Genomic DNA, 5166 nt, shown 5'->3' on the forward strand with positions numbered 1-5166 from the left:
TTTCAATTCACCCTGACTTCAGTACCGGGTCCGCCTCTTCCCGCTGAACATGCCGACACGCTAGTGGGTGGTTAGTCGTGGCTCTAACCGGATCGTAGTCGATGGCCGTTCGACGGTGCGTTTATCGCTTCAACCATTCTTTGGATACCCGGCAAGCCACTGTGTAGGCCGGATCGAACACGTTGCCGATGTCATATCGCACGACCTGGCCGAGAAGGTGGCTGGCTGCCGTTTTGCCAAGGCCGTAATCACGACCCAGCCATTCCAGCATTTCCGTGGTAGCATGCTGGAGCGCCTGATCAAGCGGACGTGCGTTGCCGATCGTAAAGATGTCAGTAGACGTTTCGCCGCGAGGCCACGTGATTTTAGCTTCTTTCACGACGGACAGGCGCATCGTCACCTCGAAAGTCGTTTCGATTCCGGTCCCGACGATCTCGCCGTCGCCCTGCAAAGCGTGACAATCTCCAACAAAGAACAGCGCGCCTGTCTCGAAGACCGGCAAACAGACTGTGGTTCCTGGCCCAAACAAGCGATAGTCCATGTTGCCGCCATACTCGCCACTCGTTGCTGTCGATATTGACTGACCGAGACTTGGCGCTACTCCGAAGCAGCCGATCATCGGACGCATCGGCAGAACGAGATCTTCGAGGCCCGGGATCGGGTCTTGAAGGCGAACAGTCATGGAATGCTGATCAATCGTCCAAATGGCAGTGTCTCGGGGCGGCAGTCCGCGCACATATTCGGGATCGACAACATTTGCCGCGACCGAACTCCGAGTCCACCCGGTATCTCGAGTCGGGGTCATTGATAAAATCTCGACTTTCAAGGCGTCGCCTGGCTCGGCCCCAGAAACAAATATGGGACCGTTCATCGGGTTCGGTCCCGAGGCATACCGCACCCCCGACTTGTCAAAGCCCGCCGCATCAATCGTGTCGGTCACGACGATATCGCCGTCGTTCACCGTCAGAACCGGGGGAAGTTTTCCAATGACATTGTGGTAGGTCTCGACGACCAGACGGCGAAGCATTTGAGTTATGTCCTGAGTTTGAGTGTTCGAGAGAGGCGAGGTTTTATTCCCAGGCGGCGGTTGGAGCTGTCAACTTCAGTCGCTATGACGCTTTCAGTCGGCTTTCCGCAGGATTTTCGCTACGATAAGTCGTTGATTTCTTATACTAGAAATTTTCACTTGACGAGCAGAATGGCGGTATTTGTCGTTAAGCTGACAGCTTCGCTTGTCACGGGCGCTTGGCGACCGTCGCCGAGGAGCGTGAACGAAACGATGTTGAACTCAACCCGGCCACGGCGGGTCCTTCGTATAGCCTGCTTCCAAGCCAACGGAGGCGCGATGAAATGGCGACCGGAGAGCTTTATGAGCGCACCTTCCTGGACGCTTGATTTCGGACCAAAATCGATCTTTTCCAACTTCTCGATTTTGTCTGTGTGGTCGTGGGCTGTATCGTCGAGCGCTTCGGAGAGATCGCTCGCTATCTCGGCCTGCGCTTGTTCGTCGTCTTTTGCGCGATCATTCGTTGTCTGGAACGTCCGCAGCCTGGAAGGGCACGCGAGCAAGTCGCGAGTCGCGCAGGATGCTCGTGACGAGCCAGACGTACCGCTGCTCGGCGGTGTCGAATCCCAGCACGGAAAAGGACTGCCCGAAGGGACACGGGGGAAAGTCGGGAAAGTCGATGCGCAGCACGAATCGCTCCGGATCTTCCTCGAACTCGCTCTTGTAGATCTTCCGAAGACCATACCGGCTAGGGGCCACCTCTTCTGAGATCCGCTTGGGGCGCCGCGCGGTCGTGAGGCGCGCAAAGAGCTCGCGGGAACAATCCTGGTCGAGTGTATCGAAGGCGTCGATCAGCAGCCCCTTACCCTTCGTCCTCCCATCTGTAATCGCGTAGACGTTTGATCCGTCGCCTCCGCCGGATCCGCTCTCGAACCTCAGGGAGACGTCAACCTGGACGTCGCTTGTCGCAACTGCCATGCCGGTCGCGAGGTCGTAGAGCCCGCCGTCCTTGATCCGGTACTCCCGGTCATAGCCGCGCTTTATGAGCTCAGACACGGCCTCGACGATGTCGTCGACCTCAAGGTTCATTCGAAACTCCTTATTTGCGGGCGCGGTGAGCGGGTGTACGCGATCTCGGCCGATCCCTATCCTACGTCAAGTGTCCGACGCTAATCGCCGTCGCCAAGCTTGGGAAATTCCGTACCGTTATCGATTCCATTCCCGGACGGCTGCGCTTGCGGGCCGACGACGTTCACTGCGATCCGGTCCGACAGTTCGAGTAGCTCGGTACAGAGCGAGGCGGCACGAGCTGGCCGTCGCCGACAAGGCGGACCGTGTGCGCGTCCTCAAGCACTGCACGAGAGTGAACGAACTCGACGCCGACGCGCTCCTGACCCTCGCCGTATAGTCGTTCCAGACACCCGATCTCCCCGTCTTTCGCGGCGATCAGCGAGGGCCAGTCGAAGCCCGACACCGAGATCTTCCAGCCGATTCTGCGGCGTCGTCGAAGCTGTCGCTGAAACGGCTGGCGTAGAGGAAAAGCTTCTTGGGAACGCACCCGCGGTCATCCCTCGATCATCGCCGCCACGGCTGTGATCTCGGTGCTCGACGGGCCGAGAACTTTGTTCTTGTCCTAATAAAGGCCGGGTCTAACCAGCGCGAGGTCCCTGTTGCCTCCTTAACCGCATCCCCAGGTGGTCACCACTCAAATGATCTCGGCGTCAGAGCCGGTGAGGACGAATGTGCCGCCAGAATGCGATGGGACGTAACCGATTGTGAGCTGGCGCGTCCCGGCATTGGGGCATGCGTCGCTACCAACGATCGGAGAGTCGTTTCTCGCCTCGGAGCAAACCCGCGGAAAGACCATGCGCACCGTCGTGCCGACGCCCGGCTCGGACTCCAACCGGATCGCGCCGCCGTGTTGTTCGACGAACTTGCGAACCTGGGGGAGGCCCAACCCCGTGCCGTCGCCGGCCGCCTTTGTGGTGTAGTAAGGTTCGAAGGCCCGTGATAGGACATCCTCCGACATGCCCGAACCATTGTCCGCCACTGTGATCACCACGGCGCCTTGAGGTGCTGCGGGGAGCGGATCAACGTTGGTCGCGATGATCGACACGACGCCGCCGCACGACATCGCCGCGTCCGCGTTACGGCACAAGTTCAGCAGCGCGAAAAAGAGCTGCTCGGGGTCCGCGCTGAACTCCCAGAGGTCGGGGCTGATCTCGACCTCCATTCGGGTCCGCTCGCCAAGTGCGTGCCCCAACGTTTCGGCGGCAGCGGTCAGGTGGGCTTGGGACGCGAACTCTCTGGTGGAGGGGCGGGGGTGCCTGCCTGCATCGAGCAGGCTCCGACTCAAACGCGCACCTCGCTCGACTGCCCGGTACATCCGTTCGAAGATCACCTCCCGAGTGACTGCGTCGCCTTGGCACTCCAACAGGCGAAGGCCGCCCCCAATCACCGATAGCACATTGTTAATGTCGTGAACGAAGACCTTGGCGACCTCGTCAATCTCCTGCAGGCGCTGAAGCTCTGAATCGGCTACGGGATTAGCTCGCTCGGCGAGCGGGATTTCGCGACACAAAACGCCTGAAATTTCCCCGTCGCTTCCGATGAGGGGAATCTCGACCGACCGTGTCCTTGCCGGAGATCCTTGTCCCGAGCTGTGATGCACCGGTCGCACGAAAGTGCTGAATCCGCGGCCCGGCCCAATCGCAACTCCACCGCGTTCCGCTAGGACGACGATTTCGTCGGACAGCACGCCGATTACAGGATTGCTTTCCGGGCGGGGCGATGGAACTGTCGTTGACTCTGCGATTTGCATATCGGCCTCCAAGCTTGAAGTCGCGGGAACGATGATGCGCAGCAGACTGTAGTCGAGCGAGGCGAAAGGGAAATCACCTGTCGCCATCAAATCTATAGCCGGCCGTTATCGGCCACCCGCGCGGATGCCATGCCGGTCAACCTTCAGATCGAAAATAACAATGAGAATAAAATTGCTCGCCGCGACAACACGTACGAGCAGATATCGCCGATGTCGTGAGAGTCAAACTCTCTGTGCGGTCGAAAGCGAGGTCAGCTATGTCAAGATGCGCTCGTGCTATTGATACGGCATGTCGGGCAACGTGCGGATTATGACTTTGCAAAGCTGGTGTAGCCGTTAGTCGGCAATGCTAGACGATTGTCCAACTCAAGCGTACTCGCTCTCGCCATCCGTAATTTAGCGAATGTCTGACCAAGCCAACCGTTCAACCCGCGAGCCATCAAGCGCCGTATCGCTCGGTCTTGATTGACGCGGCATTGATCCCAGCCGCGAGTGCACCGTCGGCGGCTACATTGACGAAAGCGTTCGACCCACACACAAACACAGAACGCGGCGGGGAGGGGCAATCTCGCCGCGATGTCGGCGACCATCGGCCGCGTCAATACGTCGGCTAAAATCCGACCTGCGTGTCGCCGGCTCCCGGGTCAAAGCCAGGGCGAAGGAGAAGCCGGACTTGGATTCTTCGGCGGCGAGCAGCTCGTCTCCGAAAAGCGTGCCTCGCCTCGTACGCGCGGACATCAGCAGCTCGGTCAGGACGCGCTGTCCGCTCGCGCGGCGGTAGCGGACCATCGCCGCAAGCGGCGCGACACTAGACCGGCGCCGATCAGTAGGACTGGCCTTGAGGCATCGTCCCGCCAGATGAAGTGGCCACCTAGCGGGGCACGGAGCTCTATCTCATCTCCGACCTCCGCAACGTCGTGGAAGAATGGCGACACCTCACCGCCTGGCAGCCGCTCCACGGCCAGCTCCAGGATTCCGGTAGAGCTGGGCGCCGAAGCGATCGAGTAGCTTGTCTGGGGAAGGGCGTTGAACTCTCCAGGTCCAGGACTTCACCGGGCGCGGCCCGATCTTCAACGTGAACTTCCAGGATTCCAGCTCGACGTGGGGCGTTGGGCCGGCGGAAAGCACAGGAAAGTTTTCGACTATGTGTTGGCCGGGTGGAATGCGGGCGGAACGGTTGTCCGCTGTGTGCCGGCCTGTAAAACCGCAAGTGACCATCGCAAACATCTTTCTCTTTGCTGACGGTCGTGGGCGTTAATGCACCTGAGGTTGGAAAGAGTGGCGTCTTGATTTCTGAAGGGGAAATCACGTGTCGCCATCGAATTTATAGCCGATCGTT

The 5166-nt window shown here is 59.5% G+C and carries 6 protein-coding genes; all 6 read right to left on the reverse strand.

The features are described 5' to 3' along the window. Nucleotides 1–121 precede the first annotated feature (121 nt). The 6 genes from ACPYOI_RS34790 to ACPYOI_RS34815 all read right to left on the reverse strand — a co-directional run bounded on the left by ACPYOI_RS34790 (nucleotide 122) and on the right by ACPYOI_RS34815 (nucleotide 4786). Complete coding sequence (locus ACPYOI_RS34790; protein ID WP_481419346.1) at nucleotides 122–1027, reverse strand: acetamidase/formamidase family protein; 906 nt, start codon at nucleotides 1025–1027, stop codon at nucleotides 122–124. Between the two features lie 155 nt (nucleotides 1028–1182). Then, nucleotides 1183–1422 (reverse strand): hypothetical protein, encoded by a 240-nt coding sequence (locus ACPYOI_RS34795; RefSeq protein WP_481419345.1) that lies wholly within the window; start codon nucleotides 1420–1422, stop codon nucleotides 1183–1185. Nucleotides 1423–1522: 100 nt separating this feature from the next. Next, a complete protein-coding gene (locus ACPYOI_RS34800; RefSeq protein ID WP_168833581.1) occupies nucleotides 1523–2095 on the reverse strand; it encodes a hypothetical protein in 573 nt (190 codons plus the stop codon). 163 nt (nucleotides 2096–2258) lie between these two features. After that, entirely contained in the window at nucleotides 2259–2564 is a 306-nt protein-coding gene (locus ACPYOI_RS34805; RefSeq protein WP_481419344.1) for a hypothetical protein, read from the reverse strand. Nucleotides 2565–2711: 147 nt separating this feature from the next. Then, nucleotides 2712–3914: a sensor histidine kinase gene (locus tag ACPYOI_RS34810; RefSeq protein ID WP_481419343.1), complete on the reverse strand. Its 1203-nt coding sequence runs from the start codon at nucleotides 3912–3914 to the stop codon at nucleotides 2712–2714. Nucleotides 3915–4576: 662 nt separating this feature from the next. Next, nucleotides 4577–4786: a hypothetical protein gene (locus tag ACPYOI_RS34815; RefSeq protein ID WP_481419342.1), complete on the reverse strand. Its 210-nt coding sequence runs from the start codon at nucleotides 4784–4786 to the stop codon at nucleotides 4577–4579. Between the last annotated feature and the right edge of the window lie 380 nt (nucleotides 4787–5166).

The sequence above is a fragment of the Rhizobium sp. SVR5-2C genome, assembly GCF_056755115.1.

Excerpts from the sequence above, each read along its gene's own strand:
- ACPYOI_RS34790 (WP_481419346.1), bottom strand. The coding sequence starts at position 1,027 with ATGCTTCGCCGTCTGGTCGTCGAGACCTACCACAATGTCATTGGAAAA.
- ACPYOI_RS34800 (WP_168833581.1), bottom strand. The coding sequence starts at position 2,095 with ATGAACCTTGAGGTCGACGACATCGTCGAGGCCGTGTCTGAGCTCATA.
- ACPYOI_RS34810 (WP_481419343.1), bottom strand. The coding sequence starts at position 3,914 with ATGGCGACAGGTGATTTCCCTTTCGCCTCGCTCGACTACAGTCTGCTG.